The following is a 24,629-nucleotide window of genomic DNA, read 5'->3' on the forward strand; positions in this document are numbered from 1 at the left end:
CCTTGCGTATCATGTTGGGTCAAGATTGCGGCAATGTTGGCACTGTTTCGGTGGGTCAGCGGCCCCCTATGCACCCAAAAGAGGCACCGGCCTGAATCCAGGCCGGTGCCCCTTGTGGGCTTATTCCCCCGGGTTGCTCCAGTTACGGGATGACCGGCGGGACGAACTGGAACGTCATGCCCAGCAGCCAGACCAGCAGCAGCACCACGGGCAGGTGGAACACGAACTGCAGGAACGTGAACCCGACGAGGTCCCTGGCCCGCAGCCTCAGCACCGCGAGGAGTGGAAGCATGAAGAACGGGTTGACCAGGTTCGGCAGGGCCTCGGCGATGTTGTAGATCTGCACTGTCCAGCCGAGGTTCATCTGAACATCGGTGGCGGACTGCATCACGTAGGGCGCCTCAACGAGCCACTTGCCGCCGCCGGACGGGACCAGCAGCCCCAGCACCGCGGTGTACAGCGCAATCACGACGGCGAACGCACCGCCGCCGCCGATGTCGGAGAAGAACTCGGCCAGGTGGGCGGAAATGGTCATCCCGCCGTTGCCCGTGGCCTTGGTCAGGATCGCGGCCATTGCTGCATACAGCGGGAACTGGACCAGGATACCGGCCGTCGCAGGAACAGCTTTGGTGACGGCCTGCAGGAAGTTCCGCGGCGTGCCGTGCAGCACCAGGCCAAGGATCAGGAAGACCAGCAGGTAGCCGTTGAGGCTGCTGACGACGGTCAGGAACGGCTTGGTAACGAACTGGGAAACCAGCCAGCCCAGGGTCAGGATGCCTGCGAGGACCGGGAGGATCTTGCTGTATTCGAGCCACTCGCCCGGCCGGGACCGCGGCGCCGGTTCGCTGGGTTCGTCGTCGAGGTCGACGCCGAGGTCCTCCGCGGTGCGGATCGCGCCGCCCTGGGGTGCAGAGAAGTGCGCGATCACGGTGGTGAGGGCCATCAGGATGACCAGGGTGGCCAGTGACTGCCAGGTGAAGATGGTGGTGCCGAAGTCCAGGATTCCGGTGATCTTCAGCAGGGCCGGCGGCAGCGATGCGGCAGTGGCCTGCAGCTGCGCGGCAGAGGAGGACAGCCCCAGCGCCCAGACGGCGCCGAGGCCCATGAACGCAGCCGCGCCTAGTGCGCGGTAGTCCACGGAGAGGTCCTTGCGGCGGGCGATGGCCCGGGCCAGCAGGCCGCCGAAGATGAGGCTGAGGCCCCAGTTGAGGAACGACACGGACATCGACATCACGGCCACGAAACTGACCGCCGTGCGGGCCGTGGCGGGGATGAGCGCCAGCCGGTTGATGAGCTTTGCCACCGGAGGCGAGGTGGCCACCACGTAGCCCGTCAGCACCACCATGGCCATCTGGAGCGTGAACGCCGTCAGGTCCCAGAATCCGTTGCCGAAGGAGTCGGCGATCGACTGCGGTGAGGCGCCGATGGCCAGGGCCGCGACAGCGATGATGACGACGCCGGCGAGGGCAAAGATGTAGGCGTCCGGGAACCACTTTTCGGTCCAGGCCGCCATCCGTTGGGCTACGCGGGCGAGACCACGTTCTTCGGTTCCGCTATTGGTCAGGACTGTGTTTGCCACAGAGCATTACCTCTCCATCGAGTGCGATTCAGTACCGGAAGGAGCCTAGCCGCGATCCGTCAAAGTCGGGGCTCAACGGACCCGGACAACTCCGTGCCGCACCGCACCGGGGGCGGGCCCGGCCGGCGCATCATCAGCCCGTCAGCCCTTCCGTTCCGCCCTGTAGGCGCTGGGGCTGACTCCATGCAGCCGCCGGAACTGGCGGGAGAAATAGAACTGGTCAGCGAGTCCGGTCTCCCGTCCAACCTCTGCGATTGAGAGGTCCGTCGTGTCCAGCAGGAGCCTGGCCCTGGCCATCTTCAGTGCTGTGTGGTGCGCCAGCACTCCCCCGCCGGTCGCCTCCCGGAACAGCTTGCTCAATTGCGACGACGAGACACCCACCACCTTGGCCAAGTCGGGCAGCCGGATGGCGCCGTCCACCCTTTCTTCCAGGAACTTCATGGCTTGCTGAAGGGGCGTTCCCTGCTCAGGGAGGCGGCGGTCCACGGCCAGGGTGGTCAGCAGCTTCCAGGCCATTCCCGCCGTGGCCACCAGGCGGGCCGGCGACTGGTCCTGCTCCAGGGCGGTGATGATCTCGTCCAGCATCGCCGTCAGCCGGTCCACCGCAACGAGCGGAATGAGGGGCCGGTCCGGATGCACGCCGGCCTCTTCAACGAGTTCAGCGGCATCGGAGCCCAGGACGTGGCACCACCAGATTGTCCATGGGTCATCGGGCGAGGCGCCATAGGCATGGGCCTCCCCCGTTCCGCCGGGGAGTACGACGGCGGTGGATTTGCCGACGTCGAACCGGGAACCTCCCGCTTCAACCCAGCCTGTCCCCGCGACGCAGAGGATGATGATGGTCTCTTTTGCGCCTTCGGGGCGACGGCGCCCGTGCGCCTTCGCCACGGGAAAGACCCCGGCGTCGGTGACCACCAGGCGGCGCGTGACGGGGCGGGCCAGGGCATCCCTGACGAGGGGCCGCGGCACAACCACCAGGCGCTGGTTCTGGAACCCTGTTGCCAGCTCCACGCGGCACTCCCTCCAAGACGGAATGTCCATGTTACGCCACGGACGGACCGCCTATTAGGGGCGCTCTTCGGTCCACGGGGTCCACCGGATCAGTTCCACTCCATCCAGGGATATGAGGTCGCCCGCCACACTGTCTCTCCGTTTCTGGGCCGCCGCCGGGAGCCCGACCTTTGCCGCCTTCGACAGCGGAAGGATCTGGAGCAGGACCTCCGCACCGGCGCGGATCCCGGCGTCGTGCGTTTCAATCACCCACGGCGAGCCGTCCCAGAACCTGTCGGCAACCAGGACGCCCTCAACCAACAGCCGGGCGACGTCGCCGGCCCATGCTATTTCCAATTCCGTGTGGTCTCCTCCGGACGTGGATGCCGCGGCCAGGTCCAGGCGATAAACCGCGGCCAGCCCGTCCATCACGTTATCGGACGGTGCGGCCGCCCGGCCCGCCAGCGACCCGAAGGACGCGGGCACTGGCTTGGCGGCACGGAGCAGTGCCGCAGGCGCTGGGTGCCGCGGCCGGCCGGGTTCCTCCGCTGCCGTCACCACTTGTTCGAACCCGGAAAGGTCCATTGAGTAGCGCCTGATATCCGGCGACCCCACGGACCTGCCGGCCAGGCCGCCGTCCGCAGCCAACCACACCGGGTCTGCGGAGAGGACCAGGTCGCGTCCATGCGGCGTTTCCAGGACCCACGCCTGATCCGCCAGCTGCGGCGGCAGGACGAGGATTTTCAGTGAACAATCCCCCGACGTCGCGGTCAGGGTGACCGGTTCCCGGGTGTCCACGGCGTACGTGTTTCCGGCCAGTGGAATGGCCGGTCCGTCAAGCGTCGTACCCAAGGGCAGGCACAGCTGTGCCTCGATTCCTTCTTCGGCGGCGAGGACCACAGTGGGTGAGGATTCCGGGCCCAGAACTGTCAGAGGCGAAGCCGTGGCCCAGCGCAGGCAGACGCTGGCGATCTCCAGATTGACGGGCCACCGGGCGATGGTTCCGGCCGGAATGGGCAGCGGCGTGCTCGGGAAGCTCACCGTTTCCTCTGCCAGTGCGAGCTTGAACTGGGCAGCGGCATAGTCCGGCAGCGGAATGTGCGGCTGGTGCCAGGTGATGAACACGAATCCGGACCGGCCATCGCTGCGCAGGGACCAGCGGAGGGTTTCGGAATCGTCCACACTGGCGGGAAGCCGGTCCGGCAACGTTGAGGGCATGGGCGCCACCCGGTCACCGAAGGCGGCGAGGAAGGCGTGCTGCCTGCGCAGCTGGGCGAACCCGGGTGCCAGCCTGCCGGCGGCCCCGATGGGGGCATGGAAGTCATAGTCCATCACGGGAAGATCGTTCGGATACCCCGTTGCCTGTGATTCCTGGAGTCCGCCCGGCGGGTTGGTTCCGCCGGCGAACATGTAGTACCCCTGCCAGCCTGAGCCGCTGCCGATCTTGTTGTGGGCCACGGCGGCAACATCCTTGCCCTCCGGCCAGGGCCGTCGCTGGTAGGCCGTGGCCATGCCGCCGGTCAGCTCGCACGTGGCCGGCGGGTAGAGGGCGAACGGGGAGCGCGGCGGTGCTGCGTCGATCCCGGACAGCTGTTCCCGCAGGTCAGCGCCGATGCCGGGGTCATCCCACTGGTGGCTGAAGAAGTAATGCTGCCGGAAGGTGGGGTCCCAGGGGGCCGCGGCGTCCACCCAGAACCCGTCACCGTAACCTCCGAAGACGGGCAGGACCTCAGCCTCCGGGATGTCCGCCCCGCCCCAGGCTGTCGCCGTCCAGAGGGGGGCACTGAGCCCTGCAGCCCGGGCAATCTTCTTCAGCTCAATGATGTGCCCGGGCTGGTCGTAGAGTTCGTTCTCCAGCTGGATGCCCACCACATTGCTGTCCGGGCCGGTGAGGCCGCGCAGTTCAGACCCAATGCGCTGGAACCAGCGCTCCACCAGGGCAAGGTAGGCCGGATCGTTGGTCCGGTGTCCGACGGCGGCTGCCTGCACCCAGTCCGGGAAGCCGCCGTTGCGGACCTCGCCGTGGGCCCAGGGCCCGATGCGCAGGACGACGTCCAGGCCGATGGAGGCGCAGAGCCGGACGAAGGCGGCCACGTCCAGGTTGCCATCGAAGCGGGCCTCGCCTTCGGTCCGTTCATGGTGGATCCAGAAGACGTAGCAAGCCACCACGGTGATGCCGCCGGCCTTCATCAGGCGCAGCCGTTCCTCCCAGCGGGCCCGGGGAAGCCTGCTGAAATGGATTTCGCCGGATACGGGAACCGAGGGCACCCTCTCGCACTCGATGTAGTGGCTGGTCAGCCGCCACCTGCTGTGCGGATCCACCGTGTTGCTCATGGCCGGGGACTGCAGGGCTGACCCGTGTGGCCGGTGGGTGGCGGAGAGCAGTTCGAGGGTGGTTGGTTCCTGGCGCATGGGTAAGTCTCTCAATCGGTGGGGGCAGCGAGGATGAGGTGGTTGAGGCGGCTTTGCCATGCTTCGTTGGCCCACAGGGGGTGATGCGGTGCGGCATTGGAGCACAGGACCATCCCCCAGATGCCGTGGTCCAGCGCTGTCCGGATGCCGCGTTCGGCGAGGTCCCGTCCGATGGGACCCTCCTCGAAGGTGCCATGGAGCGGGGTGTAGCCGATCCAGCCTTCCCCCACCACCGCAGGGATACTCTTCCAGCGTGCCCACTCGGCGATGGCGATCACACGGGAGTCGATCTCCCGCCGCATGACCTCCCGGTAGGGCCCGTATTCGTTGCAGAGCCAGGTGTCCCAGGCGTCCGGGTCAATCCAGTCGTAGCCGTAGAACATCCGGTCGGTCACCACGGTTGCCCGGTATTTCCAGTCGGCGAGGCGCTTGTATTCTGCCACTGAGGGGGCGTCGGGCCGCAGCAGGGCAGTGAGTGCCGGGTTGGGGAAGTCCGAGGTTCCCTCGGAGCGGATGTCGATCTGCTGCTGCAGTGCATCCAGGACGCCGTAGCTGTAGACGTGGAACTGTGCCGCCCCCGGACCGTCGGGAACAGTGTGCATGGCCAGGTGCGGCGGTTTGCCGTAGCTGGCGGTGACCAGGAGGTCCGGGTGAAGTTCACGCAGGCGGTGCAGTTGCCCGCTGCCGCCGTCGGCCAGTGCGGGCAGGATGGAGAAGTCCACCTCGTTGTGCAGTTCCACCATCGCGATGCGGTGCCGGTGGCCTGCGGCCGTGAGTGCCGCGATAAGGCGGTCCCAGGAGTCGGCGAGGAGCCGGTACCTGTCGTGCAGCGGGACGGCGTCGATGGCATCGAACCAGCGGGGCGAACGGGCGAACACTGTGGACTGCTGGTACTCCCAGCTGGCAAGGATGATGACCAGCCCGTGCCGGGCGGCGGCGTCGAAAAGTTCAAGAAGCCTCGCCTGCAGGTTCAGCCGGTAACCGCCGGGCACGTCGTACCAGCGCGTCCCCCGGCCGTAGATGCCGCCGTCGGGGGCTTGCCCGAGTCCTTCGATGTCCAGGTCCATAGCCAGGTCCTCGAGGCCAAGGTTGCCGAAGAGGAGCAGCGGGGCCGCGCAGAGCCGGATGGTGTTGTAGCCGAGGTCAGCGGCCTTCGCGCAGGCTGCGTCCAGATCGGCATACGGGCCGCCGTCCTCGGCCCGCGTATACCAGGAGAAGTCCCAGAGGGTGACGGTCAGTCGGGTGGGAAGGTGCGACGGCGGCACACCGGTCAGGGAGGCCGTGTCCACTTCCGTGGTCCCTGAGCCGAGATACCTCGGTGATTCCGTCACAGGCTTGCACCTTCCTGCTGCTGTGCCGCACCTTGCCGGCTCACACGTTGCTGTTCCATGCGGCCTCGTCCTGCCAGCTCGCGGAGGGAGCCCGCCGTTTCTGACCGGGCCGCAGCTGTATCGGTGTCGAAGAGCAGCAGTTCGGGAAGGGACGTCGCAAAATAGTCCGACGCGGCCGGAGCGGACTCCAGCTCATCGGCTCGGGTTTCCAGGCTTCGCCACACCCGCTCCGCTTCCGCATGCCGGCCGAGCCTGACCTGGGCGACGCCCCGCCAGTAATCCGAAGGGCCCGCGGGCGCGGCATGGACTGCCAGGGCGTTCACTTCCTGGCAGGCCTGGCCCCATGCCCCCGTTGCTGCCAAACTGTCCCCGGCCAGTTCGAGGGCGTCCCCCATTGCGACCAGCCGCTCTGCCATGCGGTCCGCCGGATGCCGGCCTTCGCCCAGGTTCGCGGGAGCATCGATGCCTTCCCTCAGTAACGTGATTGCCGCCGTCGGGTCCTGCTCCATCAGCGTGCGGGCGCACCGGACCGCCGCCCGGTCATAGGCGGCGAGGGCCATTCCCTCGCCGCCCTCGAAGGGCTGGAAACTTCGCGTGGACAGGATGCCCAGGGCTTCAGCGGCCCGCCCGGCGTCAATCAGCAGGTTGGTGTAGAGGAGGGTCAGGTCGTCGCGTTTCAGGACGGAGCGGTCGTGGCGCTCAATCCCGGCGATCCGGTCCTGGACCGGCAGCCCCCTCACGCCGGCCAGCACTGAACGTTCGAAGACCAGACGGGCGTCGTCCGGGCTCAGCTCAAGGGCACGCTCAAAGTATGAATCAGCCAGGGCGGCGTCACCGCCGGTGTTGACCGTCGCGATGGCGGCGTTCCGCCACACTACGGGGTCCTCTGAACCGTGGGTCATGGCTGCACGCAGATCCTTCAGGGCGTCCTCCGTGCGGCCGGCGTCAAGCAGCCAGCACCCCAGCAGCCCGTGGGCCGTTTTGTCGCCTGGGTCAGCTTCGAGGGCACGGCGGAGCGCGTCGTAGTCGTCAAGCCCGTAGGGGAACGCATGGGTGGTGTCGCTGCGCCGTGCCGCCGACCGTTCCGCGGATGCCGCTTCCGGCTCGAGCAGCTCCTCCAGCCAGCTGGCCCGCAGGTAACGGCGCAGGGGCTCGGGGTTGCCGAACACTCTGTGGCCTGACGGGGCGGGCTGCTCCGTGAGGTCCAATGCGAGCTGCCACTGGCCAGCCCGGGCCAGCCAGCACGCCACGGCCAGTGCTGTTTTGGGATCGCTTGCCTGCAGCGAACCGTCCAGCGCCAACGCCACAGGGTCGAGCGGGTCCGTGAACAGGATCTTCTGCAGTAATGAACGGCTTTCGTCAGTACGTCCCAGTCCCCTAAGTGCCAGGACCAGCAGATGCTTCGCCTCCGGGCTCGCCGCCTCCAACCCGGCTGCGGCTTCGGCATGCCGGAGTGCTTCGGCGGGCTGCCGTGACCTGAGTGCCAGCCGGGCGAGCGCCAGATGCGCCGGTTGTGCCCAGGCCCGGTCCCAGGCCGCCTTCCCAAAGTGCGCCTTGGCTTCCTCCCGGTGCCCGGTGCGCTCCAGCACCAGGCCTAACCGGTAGCTTGCCTCCCCGGTGGGCGGATTCAGGTTGCGCCGGGTCAGCCGGGCCAGGGCCTTCTCCAGCAGTTCCCGCGCCTGGTCATAATGGCCGGTGGCGTACCTGGCAGAGCCCAATGCTGTGGCCCCGCGCGAGTCCAGCGGATCCCGCCGCAGCATCTCTTCGAGGTAGGGCAGCGGAGACCTGGTGGGGTGCCGGTTCTGCGCCAGGTGGGTTGCCGTGACGTATAGCTCGTCCTGGCTGTCGATGGCCGCCGGAAGGCCCGGCTCCGTGGCTACCCAGGGCTCCTCGGCCTCTTCGCTGCCCGCAGGTTTGAGCGGAGTCCACGAAATCAGTTCCTCGGTGCCGTGAAGCACCTGCAGCGTGAGGTCAGGTGCGTCTGCGTTCGCTCCGAGCTCCACGACCCCGTGGAAGGGATGGGCCGTAGAGATCCGGACTGTCCACGAGCGGATGGTGGTGCCCTTGAGCTTGAGCAGGACGGTTGCCTCTTCGTGGTCCGCCGTCGTGGACACGCCTACCACGGCGTTCCGTCCTTCCCCATCCAGCTGAAGCGCGACGGCGGCAGCCAGGTTGGCCTGATGCGCCGAACCCATCTCGCGGATCGGGTACCAGAACTCGCTGAACGTACGCGTCTCACCCGGCGCCAGATAACTGAAATCAGGCTGGTTATCGGTGAAGACGCCGGACATCAGCTCAACGTAAGGGCCGTCGTCGTCAGTCAGGTGTGCGTCCCAGGCCTTACCCACCGGGCCATTGCCCCAGGTCCACTGTTTCTTGCCCGGGGAAATTGAGCGGTCCGCCCAGTGGACGAAGCCTGCCTTGGCCTCATGGTCGTAGCCGCCGAAGAAACTGTCCTTTGTCCCGGTGATCATGTACGAGGTGGGGACGGGGATGTTGGCGTAGAAATCGATCCGGTCTGCATCCGGGTTTCCCTTTGCGGCCAGCGCCGGGTAGTCCACCCCGTAGTAGGGTCGGTCAGCCTGCGGGAAGGCGGTAATGGCCCGCCTGGCATGATCCGCCACGTACCGGACATCCGTGGGGAAAAAGGACTGGTACTGCTCGTGGGCGCGGGCCGCGACATTGGCCCACCACAGGAAGGTCTGCGGCACGTCCGTGCAGTTGTAGAGCCGGGCCTCGACCTCCACCAGCGAACTGCCGGGCCGGAGCCGGACACCGTGGGTCCCCCGCATCCGCTGCAAAGGATCCAGATCGCTGTGCCATACGGTGACCTGGCCGTCCTCGCCGCGCTCCACCGAGGTTTCCACCGGCAGAAAGGTGCCCGGCCGGTGGTGCTGCGGCCAGTTGAACTCCACACCGCCGGAAATCCACGGCCCGGCAAGCCCCACCAGTCCCGGCTTGATCACGTTGTTCCGGTAGAAGAAGTCGTAGCCCGCCGTCTTATCAAACCCGATATGGATCCGGCCGCCGATTTCCGGGAGCAGCATCAGCCGGACAAATTCGTTCTCCAGATGGATCGCCTGCCAGAGGCGGGATTCCTTGACGGCGGCAATGCTGTCAATAAACGGCATCGGATATACCTTGCCGCTGGAGCCCTGGTAGACGCGCCGGTCCAGGAACAGCGGATACCGGTCCGGCTCCCCCGGCGCGTACGTGTCGATGGAGACTGGCTCGCTCCAGCAGGCAACGCCGCCCCCGGCCAGGATGGCCTGCTGATCCGGCGGCGCGTCGGGAAGGATGATTTGGCTCTGGGGCTCATCGGCGTTGATCACGCATGCAAGTCTAGGAACCAGGAGGCCCCGGTCCCATGGCAGAAAAGCGCGAATATATGGACGATTGTGTAATGCCGGGCCTCGCCGGCAGCGCGAAGCTATCCGCAGACTGCCTCATAGGTGGCCATCAGCACCCCGGCTTTGGTAGCGCTGCTGTCAACCAGCCGCAGGGACGCGGGGGTATCGCCGGCAAAGAGCCGGCGGCCGGTGCCCAGCACCAGCGGATGGATCATCAGCAGGTACTCATCGATCAGGCCGGCGGCCATCAAGGAGCCGATCAGGACACCGCTGCCCATGACCACCAAAGTCGTGTCCGAGCCCCGTTTGAGGTCCTTCACGGCTTCGGGAACATCGCCGCCCAGGAGGGTGGAGTTTGGCCACTGCAGTTGCGCCTCAGGGTTGTGGGAAGCCACGTACTTGGCCGTGCTGTTCAGCGCTTCCTTGAAAGGTCCGCCTTGGGCATTCCACGACGCCAGGAGCTGCTCATACGTGCGCCTGCCGAACAGAAACGCGTGCTCGGCGCCCATGAGTCCGCCCATCTTCGCCCCGATGGACTCATCGCTGCGCGGAACGGCCCAGCCGCCGTGCGCGAAGCCGTCCCGGGTGTCCTCGTCCGCACGCCCGGGCGCCTGCATGACCCCGTCCAGTGTCACGTGGTTCATCACGATTACCTTGCCCATATCCGGTCCTTTCGGGGTCCAGGGTCCATGGCAGCAAGCCTTGCGGCGGGACCAGCCGGCGTCAAGGACCTTTGTCCCTTACGGGCACGGAGCACGGCTGGGAATGTTGGCAGGGAACCGCTCCATGGCACCAACTCAGAACTGCACCACCATGACAGAACATTCCACCCCGCTGGACCCGGCAGGACCGGGAGATCCTGTGCCCGGTCCACAGGTGATCGCCTGGCTGCTCGAGGGGGACCCGGCCCTGCGGTGGCAGGTTCTTCAGGACCTGACGGCCGCGTCCACGGCCGAGGTTTCGGCTGAACGGCAGCGCGTGGCGGAGGAGGGATGGGTCTCCCAACTCTTGGCAGCCCAAGATGCGGCCGGTACCTGGGCTCAGGGTCTGTACCTGCCCAAATGGACGTCGACCACCTACACCCTCCTGCTTCTCCGCTGGCTCGGGCTTCCGGCAGCACACCCCCAGGCCCTGCGCGCCTGCGGCTGCCTGTGGGACGGCGCCACGTACACCGACGGCGGGCTCAATCTGGCCTATCGGTCCCCGGAAACGTGTGTGACGGGGATGCTCGTCCTGCTCGGCTCCCACTTCCGGTACAGGGACTCCCGCATTGACGAGGCGGTTTCGTGGCTGCTCCGGGACCAACTACCCGACGGCGGCTGGAACTGCCGCGCCATCAGGACAGGCTCCTGCCACGGCTCGTTCCACACCACCATCACAGTGCTTGAAGCCCTCCTCGCCTATGGCCTTGCTGGTGGTGGTATCGATGTCCGGGAGGCCGCCGAAAGGGGGAAGACGTTCTTCCTCCTCCACCGCTTATACCGCTCCCACACCACCGGCCGGATCGCCCGTCAGGACTTCGTCCGCTTCCCTTTCCCGCCACAGTGGCATTTCGATATCCTCCGCGGACTCGAATACTTCAGGGCCAGCGGGGCTGCCCAGGATCCACAACTCGCCGACGCTGTGGCCCGGGTCCGTTCAGCCCGTGGTCCGGACGGAACCTGGAAGCGCTATCCCCCGTATCCCGGAAAGCAGTGGTTCCCGCTCGAACCGCCCGGTCCGAGCCGCATCGCCACGCTGCGCTGTCTCCGGGTTCTGTCCTGGTGGGACCAGAGAAGCAGTGCAGGTTAGCCATCGGGGCATACATGCAACACTTGTTTCATGGATCTTGAGGTGTCGCCAATGCTCACGATTCCCGCCACGGAACTCCACTGGAGGTTCTCACGCTCGTCCGGCCCGGGCGGCCAGCACGTCAACACCACGGACACCCGCGTCGAACTCTCCTGGAACATCGCTGGCTCTGCGGTGCTCTCCGACCAGCAACGGACGCAGCTGCTCACCCGGCTGGGACAGCGCCTCATCACGGGAATGCTTACCGTGACCGCCTCCGAACACCGGTCCCAGCTGCGGAACCGCGAGATAGCCCTGGGTAAACTCGCCGAACTCGTCACCGAGGGCCTTGCCCCGGATGCGCCCCGCCGCCGTCCGACAAAACCCACCCGCGGTTCGGACCGGCGGCGCCTGGCCGCAAAGCAACAGCGGTCGGCAACCAAACAGCAAAGGCAGCGGCCCTCGGCCGAATAGCACCGCCCCGGCCGGGAAGGCTGACCCTCAGACACCAAAATCGCGGGTCTTAAGGCCATGGGTCAGCAGAGATCGCGTCTGTAGGCTCAAACCTGACAGCAGCCCACAGATTTCTTGGGAACGGCCATGAGCGAAGCACTGGTCCACATTGACGGCTTTCGGATGGAGTTCGGGGACACCACAGTCATCCGGGATCTATCCTTCGACGTCCATGAGGGCGAGACCTTCGGGTTCCTCGGCAGCAACGGATCAGGCAAGACCACCACCATCAGGGCATTGCTCGGGATCTACGAGCCGAGCGGAGGGATCCTCCATATCGACGGTAGACCCTTCCGTCCCGAAGCCGGCGAGCGCCTAGGCTACCTGCCCGAGGAGCGCGGCCTGTACAAGAAAGAAAAGGTCATCGACGTCATGACCTACTTCGGCCGCCTCAAGGGCATGGACCGGAACACCGCCAAGCGCTGGTCCCTCGCCTATCTGGAGCGCGTGGCCCTGGCGAACAAGGCGGGCCTGCTGCTGGATAAGCTCTCCGGCGGGGAGCAGCAGAAAGTCCAGCTCGGCGTCACCATCATGAACGAACCCGAACTCCTGATCCTGGACGAGCCAACCAAAGGCTTTGACCCGGTCAACCGCCGCCTGCTGATGGACATCATCGACGGACAGAAGGCCAAGGGCGCCACCGTGGTCATGGTCACCCACCAGATGGAGGAAGTCGAACGTCTCTGCGACCGGGTCATCCTGCTCAAGAACGGGACCTCAGAGGCTTACGGAACCATCGACGAGGTCCAGGACCAGTACGGCGGCCGCATCATCCGGCTCAAGCACACCGGTCCCATCCCTGCCTCACCGCACTACACCGCAACGCTCAATGAAACCAACTACTCCGAACTGTCCATCACCGATGACACTGACGAGGCAGACATCCTCAGGGAACTCGTCGCCGCCGGTGTGGCCGTCCGCAGCTTCACCACCACCAAGATCTCCCTCGAGGAAATCTTCATCCGGGTCTACGGCGACCAGAACAGGGCCGACGCAGCCGTCTACCAACTGGCAGGGCCGTAAAATGGCACAGCATAACCTCAGGACGGTCGTCAGTTTCGAGTTCATCCGCACCGTCACCAAGAAACGCTTTTGGGCGGCCACCCTGGCCGTGCCGCTTATGCTTGCGGTCGTCTTCGGCCTGCTCTACCTCTCCAGGTCTGCAACCGACACCGCCGCCGACGCCCAGAAAAGCGCCGAGTTCACCATCTCGTATGCGGATGCGTCCGGACTCATCACGCCGGAACAGGCGAAGGTTTTCACTGCCACCAGGGCGCCGTCCCCGGAGGAGGGCATCCGCGCTGTCCAGTCCGGAACCATCGACGCATTCTTCGACTTCCCCGCCGACCCGGCAACCCAAAAAGTGAAGGTCTATGGTGCGGACCGAGGCCTGTTCGAGAACAACAAGTACTCCGCCGTGGCCCAGGCGATGCTGACCCAGGCAGTCAGCGCCCGCATCGGCTCCCCCGAGCTGTCAGCCCTGGCCCGTTCCGACGCAACCATCGAAACTAAGGCCTACCGTGGCGGAGCGGAAACCAGCGGGTTCATGTCCGCGGTGCCGCCGTTGTCGTACGTGGTTATTTTCTACGGCCTGGTCATCCTCTTGTCGGGGCAGATGCTCAACTCCACCCTGGAGGAAAAGGAGAACCGGGTCACCGAGATGATCCTGACCACGCTCAAACCGACCACACTGATCAGCGGCAAGGTCCTGGCGCTCTTCGCCATCGGCCTGGTGCAGATCGTGGTGTTCGCATCCCCGCTCCTCATCGCCTACCTGTTCTTCCGGGACCAGATCAACATCCCCGACGTCGATCTTTCCGCCCTGGTCTTCGAACCGCTCCCCATGATCGCCGGTTTCCTCATCCTCGTCGGCGGCTTCGCGTTGTTCACCACCACACTGGTGGCCATCGGAGCAGTGATGCCGACCGCCAAGGAAGCGGGAAACTTCATGGCCGTCGTCATCATCATGATCTTCGTGCCGTTCTACGCCGTTACCCTGATCTTCTCCAACCCCCAGACACTGATCGTGCAGGTGTTCACCTACTTCCCGTTCACCGCCCCGGTCACCGCGCTGCTCCGTAACGGGCTCGGCTCGCTCACAGTGGGCGAGGGTGCGGTCGTCATCGCCATCGTCTACATCGGGGCTGTGCTCATGTTCTACCTCGGCGTCCGCCTCTTCCAATACGGATCGATTTCCTACACCTCGAAAGTGAACATCATGACGGCTCTGCGCAGCGGACGGAACCGGAATGCTGCAGGTCAGCCAGCCGGCTGACGCCGCCACGCCGCCCTGCCTACTTTGCAGGTTCCGTGACCTCGGGCACAATGTGCTTCATGGGGCGTTGGAGCGAGGAACGGGTGGTCAACGCTGCGCCCGACGCGGCTTCCCTGGCGGCCGCCCGCAAGCTCGCACGGCAGGGCCCGTGGTCCGAAACGGGCAGCAACGACGTCCTCGTCTGGGGCAAGTGCCAGGGCAGCGGAAAAACCCCTTACCAGGTGAGCGTGGATACCGCCGCCCCCGCCTACCGCTGCTCCTGCCCCAGCAGGAAGTTCCCCTGCAAGCACGCCCTCGCGCTGCTCCTGCTGTGGTCCCGGGGTGAAGCGGCCGACGGCGGCGCCGAGACTGCTGAATTCGCCCGGGAATGGGCGGCGCAGCGGGCGGAACGTGCCACCGTGCGGGAGCGCCGCAATACCGAGCAGCCGGTGGATCCTGAGGCACAGGCCAAGCGGCTCGCGGACCGGATGGCGTTAATGGATGCGGGCATTGATGACTTTTCCCGGTGGCTGACGGACCTGGTCCGGACCGGCCTTGCCGCTGCCCGCACGCAGCCGTATTCCTGGTGGGACGGCGTGGCTGCGAGGCTGGTTGACGCACAGCTTCCAGGCCTGGCTGAACAGGTGCGCGCCATGGGTTCTGATGTCCATGCCCGGCCGGATTGGGCCGACCACCTCCTGCTGCGGGCCGGCCGGTGGTGGGCGGTGACCAAGGCGTGGCGCAAGCGGGACACCCTGACCCCGGCCGAGCTTGCCGACCTCAGGGTGGCCGTCGGTTGGGCACTCCCGACGGCGGACGTCCAGGGCACGGAGGAACTCCCAGGTCCGTGGCTGGTGCTGGGCGCCCACCGCAGCGACGACGGGCGGCTGCAGCAACAGCGGACCTGGCTTCGCGCACCCGACGGAACAGTCGTCGTCGTCCTCGATTTTGCCGCCCGGAGTGAAGTGCTGGCGGCGCCACAGCTGGCTGGCGCGCTGCTGGACGCCACCGTCGCACGGTACCCCGGTTCCGCACCTCGGCGTGCCATGTTCACCGGCACTGTTGCACCCCTTGGCATGGCAACGGATCTGGGCGAGGGTGGCAGCATTCAACAAGCGCTCGACGCCGAATCGGCTGGCGTGGCCCTCTCACCCTGGCGGGAGCGCCACCCGGTCCTGCTCTGCGGTGTGAGCGTCTCCCCCGGTGACCGGGGCTGGCTCCGCGACGGATCCGGAGACGCCCTCCCCCTGGCGGACGCACCCCTGGACTCGCTGCTGGCCCTCACCGGCGGCCATCCCGTGGACCTGTTCGGGGAGCTTGAGGAGGGTCGCGTGCGGCCGCTCTCCGCGGTCATTGACGGCGCGGTGGTGACGCCATGACCTGGCTGGCCGAGCTGCGGACTGCCGCCCTCGTTGGCACCGCACGGCACCCGGCGCCGCCCCCGCCCGTGGAACTCGGCTTCCAACCTCCGGACGGGCTCTCCAGCGAGGAGTTGCTGCTGGAACAGGCGGCCCTGGCCGACGCCGCCACCCGCGCCACCCGGCACTCCACCACCCTGGACCCTGCCGATATTCCGGAGCCGGCCCCACCGGACGATGCTCCGCTGGCCTCCGGGGACGCTGCACGCCTGCTGGACCTCCTGCTCACCCAGCCGCCTGTTGGACTGGACCTGCGCAACCAGCTGGTGGCCGACTGGCTCCGGTTCGCGGAGGCGGCCGGACAGCGGGTTCCGCACCGGCTGCTCCCGAAGCTGCTTGAGCTGGCAGACGCCAGGTCCGCGGTGGCGGAGCGCCTGCATCCTGCCATCGGTGTCCGGGGCCGCTGGCTCGAGGACCTGAAGGCCGGTGTCCCCGCCGCGGGGCAGCATGCATCCGCTGATTGGACCGGGCTGAAGAGCGCTGACGCCGCTACGGAGCTTGAACGGCTCCGCCGCGAAGATCCGGCAGCCGCCCGCGAACACATTGCCTCAAACTGGGACACTCTCGCCGCCCGGGAGCGCGCCGCCCATTTGGCAACGTTCGCCACGAACCTCGGTGACGGGGACGAGGAACTGCTGGAGCGTGGGCTGGACGACAAGGCCAAGAGCGTGCGGGACGTCGCCGCGGGCCTGCTCGACAGGCTGCCGGCCAGCGCCCGCGCGGGCCGGATGGCTGACCGGCTGCGTCCGCTGCTTCACGTCAAGGGAGTGCTGCGCAAACAATTCGAGATCAGCCTCCCGCCTGAACCGGATGAGGCCGCGCTGCGCGACGGGATCCCGCCTGACCGGCGCACCGGTGAACCCGACCGGCTGGCCCGGCTGGACGCCGTCGTCCGCGGTGCCCCGCTCGATGTCTGGACCACTGTTTCGGGCCGGAGCCCGGCGGCAACCCTTGCGCTGCTCAAGGGCGAAACCCGGATCCTGGAGACGATCCTTACTACCGCAGCCGTGCGGGCGGACCTTGACTGGGTGCGTGCGCTGCTCGACCTCCGCACGGACCTGCGGCTGCTGAACTGCCTTCCCCGGAACGAGCGCGAAGACATCATGATCCGGCACATCAAAGCGGGAACGGACCACCCGTTCAGCCTGGTTGAACCGCTTCGCGCCCTGACGAGGCCCTGGGGGCTTCAGCTGGCCGGGACAGTGCTGGAGCAGCTCTTTGCCAAGAACGGCAGCGGTCTGGCGGGCATGCTTTCCGACGTCCTTCCTGCGGCGCTGCCGCCCGAGGCTGCCGAACAGGCGCGGCGCCTGCTCGAAGAGTCCGACGACGACGCCGGGCGCCGCCGCGTGCTCCGTGATGCCGTGCAATACCACTCATTCCGACAATCACTGACGGAGGCTTTCCAATGACAGATGCCCAGACCGGCACAGATGTTCTGCGGGCCCATGCCGAGAACGCCTACGCCGATGAGCTCAGCGCCCTGGCCGCGGCGGATGACAGGCCGCGGCCGCCCAGCTGGCGGCTGTCCCCGTGGGCGGTGACCACCTATATCCTCGGCGGCACCCTGCCGAACGGAGTCCAGATCACGCCCAAATACCTCGGCTCGGAGCGGCTGGTGGAAATCGCCGTCGCATCTCTCGCCACAGACCGCGCCCTGCTGTTGCTGGGTGTGCCGGGCACGGCGAAGACCTGGCTCGGAGAGCACCTCGCCGCGGCCGTGTCCGGTTCCTCCACCCTGGTGGTTCAGGGCACAGCAGGAACCCCGGAGGAGGCACTGCGGTATGGCTGGAACTATGCCCGGCTGCTCGCCGACGGCCCGTCCCGGGCGGCCATGGTTCCCGGCCCGGTGATGCGCGCCATGGAGACCGGAAGCCTGGTCCGGGTGGAGGAGCTCACCAGGATCCCCTCCGATGTGCAGGACTCCCTGATCACCATCCTCAGTGAGAAGTCCCTGCCCATTCCGGAACTCAACGAGGAAGTGCAGGCGCGCAAGGGGTTCAACATCATCGCCACGGCCAACAACCGGGACAAGGGCGTCAACGATCTCTCCTCCGCACTGCGCCGCCGCTTCAACACTGTGGTGCTGCCGCTCCCGGACAGCATCGAACAGGAAGTCGAAATCGTCACCACCCGGGTACGCAGCCTCGGAACTGCCCTGGAACTTCCGGCAGACCTCGCCGCGCTCTCCGAGATCCGCCGGGTGGTCACGGTCATGCGCGAACTGCGGTCGGGCGTGACCCAGGACCAGCGAACCACCATCAAATCGCCCTCGGCGACCCTGTCCACTGCGGAGGCGATCTCGGTGATGACCAACGGCCTTTCCCTGGCCGCCCACTTCGGCGACGGCACGGTCCGGGCCCACGATGTGGCGGCCAGCCTGGTGGGAGCGGTGGTCAAGGATCCTGTGCAGGACCGGGTGGTCTGGCAGGAATACCTGGAGACCGTGGTCCGGAACCGGCCGGAGTGGAAGGACCTCTACCGGGCCTGCCGCGACCTCGAATCCCCGAACTGAGACCATGACCGACGTCCACGTCCTGGGGATCCGGCACCACGGCCCGGGTTCGGCACGCTCCGTTGCCGAAGCCCTGGCACTCCTCCGCCCGGACCTGGTGCTGGTGGAGGGCCCGCCGGAATTTGACCAGGTGATCCCGCTGCTGTCCGATCCGGAGATGGTTCCGCCCGTCGCCGGGCTGATCTACGCGGCGGACGAACCCCGGCTGGCTTCCTTCTACCCCATGGCAGGCTTTTCACCGGAGTGGGTGGCGATCCGCTGGGCGCTGTCCACGGGCGCCCAGGTGCGGGCGATCGATCTGCCCGCAGCGCACACCCTGGGACTTCAGCTGGCCGCCTCAACTGCAGGGCCGCCGTCGTCCGGTCCGTCGTCCGGTCCGTCGCCGTCCGGTCCGTCGACAGCGGACGCGGAAGGGGAAGAATCCGACGCCGACGGCGGCACCTCCGCCGAGGGAACGGAACCTCCCGCCCTGCCGCAGCCGCCCTACCGGCCCGACGCGATCGGGATACTGGCCGGTGCCGCAGGATACAGCGACGCCGAGCGCTGGTGGGAGGACGCCGTCGAGCACCGGAACGCGGACCCGGTGGAGCGTTTCGCGGCGCTGACCGAGGCCATTGCGGAGATTCGGGCAGTGGATGACAGGCCGGACCACCATCCTGATGTCCTGGAGAACAACCGCCGGGAAGCCTGGATGCGGCGCCTGATCCGGGCGGCCATGCGTGACGGGCATGAACGGATCGCCGTGGTGTGCGGTGCCTATCACGCCCCCGCGCTGGTGCCTTCCACGTTTCCGTCGGTGGCCGCCGACAACAAAGTACTTGCAGGGCTGCCCAAGGCCAAGGTGGCCGTCACCTGGGTCCCGTGGACCTCCGGCAGGCTCAGCCTGCGCAGCGGATACGGCGCCGGTGTCACGGCACCCGGCTGGTACCAGCATCTTTTCGCCCACTGGATGGCCCAGGATCCGGACACGGATGTGGCCACCACCTGGCTGGTCCGGGTGGCCCACGCCCTCCGACGCGAAGACCTCGACGCCTCAACGGCGTCCATCGTGGAGGCAAGCCGGATGGCCACCGCCCTTGCGGCCGTAAGGGGGCGGCCAAGCCCTGGATTGCCGGAACTGGACGACGCCGCTCAGGCGGTCCTGTGCGAGGGTTCACCCCTTCCGCTTGCCCTGGTGCACCGCGAACTCACGGTCGGGCATGAGCTGGGGAACGTGCCGGAGTCCGCGCCGACCCTGCCCCTGGCCGCCGATCTCACCGCCACCCAGCGCAGGCTCCGCTGGAAACCCAGCGCCATGGAAGAAGTCCTCACCCTGGACCTGCGCAAGCCGAACCAGCTGGCCCGCTCGGTCCTGCTGCACCGGCTGGTACTGCTCGGAGTGGGGTGGGGGGCGCAGACCGAAACCGGCCGGACCACGGGCACCTTCAAGGAGGTGTGGACGCTCCAGTGGCAGCCGGAGCTGGCCCTCGACCTGGTGGAGGCCAGCCGCTACGGCACCACGGTTGCCTCGGCCGCCGGTGCCTACGTCTCCGAAAAGGCGCAGGACTCGGGCAGCCTCACGGAGCTCAGCGGGCTCCTGGCGGGTTGCCTTCTTGCGGATCTGCCGGACGGTATCGGCGCCGTCGTCTCGGTCCTGGCCGAGCGCACCGCCCTGCAGCAGGACGTGGCGCCGCTGCTGGAAACCATCGCGCCGCTCGCCCGGACCTGCCGGTACGGCAACGTGCGCGGCGTCGATGTCACGGGGGTCCGGAAGATCCTGGACACCACGGTGGTGCGCGCCTGCGTTGGACTGCCCACGGCCTGCGCCGGACTGGACGATGAAGCCGCCGGGGCCATGCGGCACGCGGTCGACTCCGCCCAGCAGGGGATGTCCCTGCTGCCTGACCTCCCACTGGATGACTGGCACCGGGCACTCGCCGCCGTCGCCGGCTCGGACAGGATCCATGGCTCGGTGGCCGGGCGGGCCACGCGGCTGCTGCTGGACGCCGGTCTGGTTGACCGGGACGACGTGGCGGCCAGCCTCAGCCGCCGGCTCTCGATCGCCACGCCGGCGCGGGAAGTCGCTGCCTGGCTGGACGGCCTTCTCTCCGGCGACGCCACGCTGCTGGTCTACGATCGAAGGCTCCTGGAGATCGTCGACGGGTGGGTCGCGGGCGTGGACAGCGAGATCTTTGACGACGTCCTGCCGCTCCTGCGCAGGACGTTCTCGGCGTTCAGCCGGCCGGAGCGGCGGGAGATCGGCGAGCAGGTCAGCCGCATCGGCGATGCCTCCCCAGTGGCCGGCGGGTCCACTTTGGATCTGGCTGCCGCGGGCCCCGCCATCCGGACCATGGCCCGGTATCTCGGATGGGAGGCGGTCGCGTGAGTGCTACGGAGCCCGATGGCGGCAACGGCCGCGGCCGGCTGGGCCGCTGGCGCTTGGTGCTCGGCGGGAATGAGGCCGACGGCGTCACGGCGGACGGGAACAGCGTGGAGCTCTCTGCCGCCGATGCCCGCCGTGACCAGGCGCTGGAGGAGTTGTACGGGGCGGACAAGAACGGCCGCGGCGGCCTGGGCGCCTCCAGTCCGCGGGTGGCCCGCTGGCTGGGCGACATCCGCGGCTATTTTCCGTCCACGGTGGTGCAGGTGATGCAGGCCGACGCCATGGACCGTCTCGGACTGCGGCAATTGCTGCTCGAGCCGGAGATGCTGCGCACGGTACAGCCCGACGTCGGCCTTGTGAGCACGCTGATAGGCCTCGGCCGGGTGATCCCCGAGCAGTCACGCGAGACGGCCAGGGCCGTGATCCGGCAGGTGACCAATGAGCTCGAGGAGCGCCTGCGGGCGCGGACCGTCCAGGCCGTTTCCGGAGCGCTGAACCGGGCCGCGCGGACACGAAGGCCGCGGCACCGGGACATCGATTGGAACAGGACCATCGCGGCGAACCTCAAGCACTACCAGCCCGAGTACCGGACCATCGTGCCCGAGCGTCTGGTGGGCCACGCCCGGCGCAGCACCGAGATCCAGCGGGAAATCATCCTGTGCATCGACCAGTCCGGCTCGATGGCCGAGTCCGTGGTGTACTCCAGCGTGTTCGGGGCGGTCCTCAGCTCGCTGCGGTCGGTGCGCACCCGTCTGGTGGTCTTCGACACTGCGGTGGTTGACCTGACGGACGAGCTGGACGATCCCGTGGACGTGCTGTTCGGCGTGCAGCTGGGCGGCGGCACTGACATCAACCGCGCCCTGGCCTACTGCCAGGACCAGATCACCCAGCCCACGGAGACCATCCTGGTGCTGATTAGCGACCTCTACGAGGGCGGGATTGCCGAGGAGATGCTGCGGCGTGCGGCCTCGATCGTGGGGGCGGGAACCACCATGATCGCGCTCCTCGCCCTCAGCGACAGCGGCCATCCGTCCTTCGATGCGGACCATGCTGCGGCCCTCGCCGGAATCGGCGTCCCGGCCTTCGCCTGCACGCCGGACCTGTTCCCGGACCTGATGGCCGCTGCCATAGAACGCCGCGACGTAGGCGAATGGGCGGCATCCCAGGACATTCCGACAAGCCACGAGGTGTAGCTATGTGGATTGCAGCCCTAAAGTCAGCCGGCTGATCCCCACGAAGGGAAATTAACTCTTTGGATTCCACCCACGATGACGTTGACGCGCCCACCACGGGAGATGCTGCAGATCCTGTCGATGCCGTCTGATTCCTCGAAGCAGCCACTGAGCAGGCGGCGGCCGTCAGGGGACCACACCGCCTTGAAGAATTTCAATGCTGTTGTTGCTTCCTGAACCACGCGAAGACCGCTTCCGTCCGGACGGACGGCGAGAATCGAACCGGAATCTGCAGCAGCAGGGCTCTCCGGCGCGATATTGAAGGATATCGAGCGGCCGTCAGGGGACCAGTCCGGATGCTCCAGGCCGGCCCGCGGTGCAACCACTTCGCGAAGCCCGGTGCCATCGGTGTTGATCACATAAATTGCTTCGATCTGCCCGTCCGTGCTGTCCCCGGTGATACGTCCGAATGCAATTCTGGTCCCGTCGGGAGAGAATACGGGCTCCACATCCAGGGCATCGTGCGTGAGCTGCCGAGGATCAGATCCGTCAGCATCCATTACCCAAATGGAAATGGCAAAATTCGCTTCATCCACAGGGAACGGAAATCCGTCATAGGCAATGGACTCGCCGTCAGGAGACCATTTAGGGCTCTCCTGCACCCCGGCTGCTGACGTAAGCGCCGTCCGGTCCTGCCCATCGGGGTTGATGGTCGCGATGTGCACCCCGGTGTCGTTGATGAAGTCAAAAGCGATTCGGTCGCCATCCGGTGCCCAGTCTGAGAAATTTGTCTGATCTTCGGTCAGGCGCTTCTGTTGGGAGCCATCGGATTCGGCCACCCACAGGCTCAGCCCATCCAAGGCAGGATCGAACCGGCCAAAAGCGATGTCGCCGTTTTCGTGCTTCCATTGGTCACCGTCCCTCGAAGCTGTGGCAGGAATGGGACTCGTCAAACAAAGAGCCGAAGCCAACAGGACGATGAGGGCTGGCTTAATTCGCATTCACTTCTCCTTCGGATCGTCACAGCACCGCTGCCGAGACTGGGACCTGAACTGAAGGAGACCTCTTCGTGGGCCACATTCCTCTTTGGCGCCAGCACTGTCAAGGAAGTACCCCATTTCCTGGAACTGGGAGCGGGACTAACATGAGCCATGCCCATGACCGGCCGTGTCGTCTCTGTTGCGGTGCTGCTCGCCGTTGAGGCAGGCCTGGCGCTGCTGGCTGTGCTGGTCCACCACGCTTTCATGGCTGTGTACGGCGATGTCACCGGTACCGCGTTCGATGGGTTCACTTGGGGGTTGACGGCCGGTCCCTCCGGCTTGGCGTTGGGTGTGGTCGTGGTAGTTGCCTTGATCGGCGTGGTGCTCGCGCCCCGCCTGTGGATGCGCCTGACGGCCGTGGCCATCCTGGTCCTTATGCTGCTCGGGATGCTCGCTGTCACCCCCTCGGCCCTGGGGCAGCGGCTTGAGAGGTTCGACGCCGCTCCACAATGCGTGATCGAGGGCACCGATGAGCCAATGGCCACCGCGGACCGTGAGTCCCAGCGGGCGTTCGATTCCATCGAACACATAGGCCATTTCAGCGGTGGCGGTATGAGTGGTGTCGGCGGCTGTAGCCGGGGGTTCGTGGTCGTAGGAGACGTCGATGTCCTGCAGCACTATCGTGCAGCGCTGCCGGCGGCCGGCTGGGAAGTGGTGGAGGACGACGGGCGCCACCTTCGCGCACACCATGACGGCTTGGCGTTCGAGGTGCTGCCCTGCCCTCGAGGCGGTGTTGTTTGGGCCGGAAGCGACGACGATCCCGCCTTTGGACAAGTAAGGCCTGAGCAGGCAGGCAACGAAATTTGTCCACACGATCTCTGAAGACGACCGCGGATAAGTATCACGTGTCAACCCTCCCTGTGCAATGATCAGACCGTGACCGCGGAAACGAAACCCACCAAGCGCCCCACCAGCTTTGATGTCGCCAAACTGGCCGGGGTATCCCGGGCCACGGTGAGCCATATCCTGAACGGGCAGGGGTCCCGCTTCCCGGAGGAGACCCGTGCCAAAGTCCTGAAAGCGGCCGGGGAACTGAATTACCAGCCCTCCCCCGCCGGCCGCGCGCTGGTGACAGGCCGGAGCGACATTCTGGTGATCCTCGTCCCCAACACCACGTTCGGAAGCAACCTCCAGGATCTCGTGGACAACGTCACACAGCGTGCAGCAGCGCACGGCCTGAGTGTTGTTGTTCGCTTCGCCGGCAGCAATCCCGGTGAGACACTCGCTGCCATCCTGCGCTTCCGGCCCGTTGCTGTGGTGGACATGGGAATCCTCGGGGCGGACGAGCGTGAGGTCCTCCATAATTCCGGGGCGGCGGTCATTCCACGGATCCCTGCATCTGAGGACCCCACCCATGACATCAACCACGTCATCGGCCGGACCATGGCGAAGACCCTCCTGCGGAACGGACCGAGGCAGCTCTTGTATGCTGCCCTGCTGGATGAGCGGCTCGACCCCTTCGGGCCAGGGAGATTCGAGGGGATGAAGGCAGCGGCCCGCCACGAGGGCCTGCCGGAACCCGAACGCATTGAAATCCCCCTCGAGCTCGAACGGGCCACCACAGCCCTCGCTGCCGTTCAAGCCAAGGACGCCCCGCTTGCCGTGGGCTGCTACAACGACGACGTCGCCATTGCCGTGGTGGCCGCCGGAAGGGCGCTCGGGCTGAGGATACCTGAGGACCTCTCCGTGGTGGGCGTCGATGCCACGGCGATCGGGCAACTGGTCTCTCCGCGGCTCACCAGCGTCCGCATCCACAATGCGCCCCTCATGGAACGCATCGCTTCAGACCTGGCCTCGATCAGCCACCCGGCTCCCGCCCCGCCATTGCCGGCCGTCCGGGCGGACGTGTCAGTTATTTCCGGGGAAACCGCCTAGCCCCCTGCAGCTCTCATTGACACGTGTCACCTCGCCGTGATGTCCTTGTTG

18 protein-coding genes are annotated in these 24,629 nt (G+C 66.8%); 11 read left to right on the top strand and 7 right to left on the bottom strand.

Features of this window, described 5'->3' with window-relative positions; all coding sequences use genetic code 11:
- Window positions 1-142: 142 nt before the first annotated feature.
- From ABIA70_RS16330 to ABIA70_RS16355, 6 genes are all read right to left on the bottom strand, one after another.
- Window positions 143-1,579 (bottom strand): short-chain fatty acid transporter, encoded by a 1,437-nt coding sequence (locus tag ABIA70_RS16330; RefSeq protein WP_354148615.1) that lies wholly within the window; start codon window positions 1,577-1,579, stop codon window positions 143-145.
- Window positions 1,580-1,720: 141 nt separating this feature from the next.
- Window positions 1,721-2,590 carry a helix-turn-helix domain-containing protein gene (locus ABIA70_RS16335; protein ID WP_354148616.1) on the bottom strand — a complete coding sequence of 290 codons (870 nt, stop codon included), beginning with the start codon at window positions 2,588-2,590 and terminating at the stop codon, window positions 1,721-1,723.
- A gap of 54 nt (window positions 2,591-2,644) precedes the next feature.
- Window positions 2,645-4,981: a beta-galactosidase gene (locus ABIA70_RS16340; RefSeq protein ID WP_354148617.1), complete on the bottom strand. Its 2,337-nt coding sequence runs from the start codon at window positions 4,979-4,981 to the stop codon at window positions 2,645-2,647.
- 11 nt (window positions 4,982-4,992) lie between these two features.
- Window positions 4,993-6,312 (bottom strand): cellulase-like family protein, encoded by a 1,320-nt coding sequence (locus ABIA70_RS16345; RefSeq protein ID WP_354148618.1) that lies wholly within the window; start codon window positions 6,310-6,312, stop codon window positions 4,993-4,995.
- Complete coding sequence (locus ABIA70_RS16350; RefSeq protein ID WP_354148619.1) at window positions 6,309-9,644, bottom strand: DUF5107 domain-containing protein; 3,336 nt, start codon at window positions 9,642-9,644, stop codon at window positions 6,309-6,311. Before ABIA70_RS16350 ends, ABIA70_RS16345 begins: the two co-directional genes overlap by 4 nt.
- A gap of 98 nt (window positions 9,645-9,742) precedes the next feature.
- Window positions 9,743-10,324: a dihydrofolate reductase family protein gene (locus ABIA70_RS16355; protein WP_354148620.1), complete on the bottom strand. Its 582-nt coding sequence runs from the start codon at window positions 10,322-10,324 to the stop codon at window positions 9,743-9,745.
- A 124-nt stretch (window positions 10,325-10,448) separates the two neighbouring features.
- On the opposite strand from ABIA70_RS16355, the gene ABIA70_RS16360 reads away from it, so the two are divergent.
- From ABIA70_RS16360 to ABIA70_RS16400, 9 genes are all read left to right on the top strand, one after another.
- On the top strand, window positions 10,449-11,453 hold the full coding sequence (locus ABIA70_RS16360; protein ID WP_354148621.1) for a hypothetical protein: 1,005 nt from the start codon (window positions 10,449-10,451) through the stop codon (window positions 11,451-11,453).
- Between the two features lie 30 nt (window positions 11,454-11,483).
- Entirely contained in the window at window positions 11,484-11,906 is a 423-nt protein-coding gene (arfB, locus tag ABIA70_RS16365; RefSeq protein WP_354148622.1) for an alternative ribosome rescue aminoacyl-tRNA hydrolase ArfB, read from the top strand.
- 126 nt (window positions 11,907-12,032) lie between these two features.
- Window positions 12,033-12,968: an ABC transporter ATP-binding protein gene (locus ABIA70_RS16370; RefSeq protein WP_354148623.1), complete on the top strand. Its 936-nt coding sequence runs from the start codon at window positions 12,033-12,035 to the stop codon at window positions 12,966-12,968.
- A 1-nt stretch (window position 12,969) separates the two neighbouring features.
- Window positions 12,970-14,220, top strand: coding sequence for an ABC transporter permease (locus ABIA70_RS16375; RefSeq protein ID WP_354148624.1), 1,251 nt, complete (start codon window positions 12,970-12,972; stop codon window positions 14,218-14,220).
- A 59-nt stretch (window positions 14,221-14,279) separates the two neighbouring features.
- Entirely contained in the window at window positions 14,280-15,578 is a 1,299-nt protein-coding gene (locus ABIA70_RS16380) for an SWIM zinc finger family protein (RefSeq protein ID WP_354148625.1), read from the top strand.
- Window positions 15,575-17,026: a DUF5691 domain-containing protein gene (locus tag ABIA70_RS16385; protein ID WP_354148626.1), complete on the top strand. Its 1,452-nt coding sequence runs from the start codon at window positions 15,575-15,577 to the stop codon at window positions 17,024-17,026. Before ABIA70_RS16380 ends, ABIA70_RS16385 begins: the two co-directional genes overlap by 4 nt.
- A complete protein-coding gene (locus ABIA70_RS16390) occupies window positions 17,023-18,129 on the top strand; it encodes an ATP-binding protein (protein WP_354148627.1) in 1,107 nt (368 codons plus the stop codon). Before ABIA70_RS16385 ends, ABIA70_RS16390 begins: the two co-directional genes overlap by 4 nt.
- 4 nt (window positions 18,130-18,133) lie before the next feature.
- Window positions 18,134-20,494, top strand: coding sequence for a DUF5682 family protein (locus tag ABIA70_RS16395; RefSeq protein WP_354148628.1), 2,361 nt, complete (start codon window positions 18,134-18,136; stop codon window positions 20,492-20,494).
- Window positions 20,491-21,684, top strand: coding sequence for a VWA domain-containing protein (locus tag ABIA70_RS16400; RefSeq protein ID WP_354148629.1), 1,194 nt, complete (start codon window positions 20,491-20,493; stop codon window positions 21,682-21,684). Before ABIA70_RS16395 ends, ABIA70_RS16400 begins: the two co-directional genes overlap by 4 nt.
- A gap of 23 nt (window positions 21,685-21,707) precedes the next feature.
- Here ABIA70_RS16400 and ABIA70_RS16405 read toward each other — a convergent pair whose 3' ends face one another.
- The gene (locus tag ABIA70_RS16405) at window positions 21,708-22,502 is read right to left on the bottom strand and encodes a TolB family protein (protein ID WP_354148630.1); all 795 of its coding nucleotides are present in this window, start codon (window positions 22,500-22,502) and stop codon (window positions 21,708-21,710) included.
- A 318-nt stretch (window positions 22,503-22,820) separates the two neighbouring features.
- Here ABIA70_RS16405 and ABIA70_RS16410 point away from each other — a divergent pair, with 318 nt between their 5' ends.
- On the top strand, window positions 22,821-23,525 hold the full coding sequence (locus ABIA70_RS16410) for a hypothetical protein (RefSeq protein WP_354148631.1): 705 nt from the start codon (window positions 22,821-22,823) through the stop codon (window positions 23,523-23,525).
- A 54-nt stretch (window positions 23,526-23,579) separates the two neighbouring features.
- Window positions 23,580-24,578, top strand: coding sequence for a LacI family DNA-binding transcriptional regulator (locus tag ABIA70_RS16415; protein WP_354148632.1), 999 nt, complete (start codon window positions 23,580-23,582; stop codon window positions 24,576-24,578).
- The last annotated feature ends 51 nt before the right edge of the window (window positions 24,579-24,629 follow it).

It is taken from the genome of Arthrobacter sp. 754 (assembly GCF_040548695.1).
In the GTDB taxonomy this organism is placed as follows: Bacteria; Actinomycetota; Actinomycetes; order Actinomycetales; family Micrococcaceae; genus Arthrobacter.

Bases quoted from the DNA above. Each gene is read 5' to 3' on its own strand.
- ABIA70_RS16340 (WP_354148617.1), bottom strand. From the start codon at position 4,981: ATGCGCCAGGAACCAACCACCCTCGAACTGCTCTCCGCCACCCACCGG.
- ABIA70_RS16355 (WP_354148620.1), bottom strand. From the start codon at position 10,324: ATGGGCAAGGTAATCGTGATGAACCACGTGACACTGGACGGGGTCATG.
- ABIA70_RS16360 (WP_354148621.1), top strand. From the start codon at position 10,449: ATGGCACCAACTCAGAACTGCACCACCATGACAGAACATTCCACCCCG.
- arfB (WP_354148622.1), top strand. From the start codon at position 11,484: ATGGATCTTGAGGTGTCGCCAATGCTCACGATTCCCGCCACGGAACTC.
- ABIA70_RS16370 (WP_354148623.1), top strand. From the start codon at position 12,033: ATGAGCGAAGCACTGGTCCACATTGACGGCTTTCGGATGGAGTTCGGG.
- ABIA70_RS16375 (WP_354148624.1), top strand. From the start codon at position 12,970: ATGGCACAGCATAACCTCAGGACGGTCGTCAGTTTCGAGTTCATCCGC.
- ABIA70_RS16380 (WP_354148625.1), top strand. From the start codon at position 14,280: ATGGGGCGTTGGAGCGAGGAACGGGTGGTCAACGCTGCGCCCGACGCG.
- ABIA70_RS16385 (WP_354148626.1), top strand. From the start codon at position 15,575: ATGACCTGGCTGGCCGAGCTGCGGACTGCCGCCCTCGTTGGCACCGCA.
- ABIA70_RS16390 (WP_354148627.1), top strand. From the start codon at position 17,023: ATGACAGATGCCCAGACCGGCACAGATGTTCTGCGGGCCCATGCCGAG.
- ABIA70_RS16395 (WP_354148628.1), top strand. From the start codon at position 18,134: ATGACCGACGTCCACGTCCTGGGGATCCGGCACCACGGCCCGGGTTCG.
- ABIA70_RS16410 (WP_354148631.1), top strand. From the start codon at position 22,821: ATGACCGGCCGTGTCGTCTCTGTTGCGGTGCTGCTCGCCGTTGAGGCA.